Origin of the sequence: Microbacterium sp. K41 (assembly GCF_004794395.1) — a bacterium.
Lineage (GTDB): Bacteria > Actinomycetota > Actinomycetes > Actinomycetales > Microbacteriaceae > Microbacterium > Microbacterium sufflavum.
This window is the reverse complement of the sequence record NZ_SSDO01000314.1, coordinates 1-691: the sequence shown is the minus strand read 5'-3', so window position 1 is coordinate 691 and position 691 is coordinate 1. Positions and strand designations below refer to the sequence as shown.

General features: G+C 74.4%; 1 protein-coding gene. It reads right to left on the bottom strand.

Going from position 1 to position 691, the window contains the following annotated elements:
* Positions 1–570 (bottom strand): class II fructose-bisphosphate aldolase (locus DW309_RS09180; protein WP_136045194.1); only part of this gene is annotated, 570 nt, incomplete at its 3' end.
* Positions 571–691: the final 121 nt, after the last annotated feature.

Genomic DNA, 691 nt, shown 5'->3' with positions numbered 1-691 from the left:
GAGGTCGAGGTCGAGCGACGCCGTGCGGTCGGTCATGGCGTGCGACGAGCCGACCGCCACCGCGAGGGCGTCCACCCCGGTCGCGGCCACGAAGGCCCTGGCCTCGTCGGGGTCGGTGCGCACTCCGGGTGCGTGCGCGCCGTCCTTGCCGCCCACCTCGCCCAACTCGCCCTCCACGAACACGCCAGCCCGGTGTGCGCGCGCGGCGACCTCGGCCGTCAGCGCGACGTTCTCGTCGTAGGGCAGCGCGCCGCCGTCGAACATGACGGAGCCGAAGCCGAGCGCGACGGCCTCGTCGACCAGCTCCGGTCGTTCGGCGTGGTCGAGGTGCACCGCGACCGGTGTCTCCGCCCGCCGGGCCAGCGCGAGCGAGGCGAGCGCGACGGGCTCCAGGCCGCCGTGATAGTCGGCGCAGTTCTGCGAGATCTGCAGGATCACCGGGAGTCCCGCGAGGGCGGCGGCACGCACCAGGCCCTCCGCGGTCTCGAGGTGGATCACGTTGAACGCGCCGATGCCGGTTCCGGCGTCCGAGGCGGCGGTGACGAGTTCTCTGGCGGAGACGAGGGTCACGAGGGGTCCTTTCGAAACAGGGCGGGGTCGGGGCGGGTCACGCGCAGGTGCTGCGCGAGCGCGGTCCAGCGGGGCGAGATGTCGCCGGCGAGCGGCATGAGCACGGCCGCCGCCGACCAGG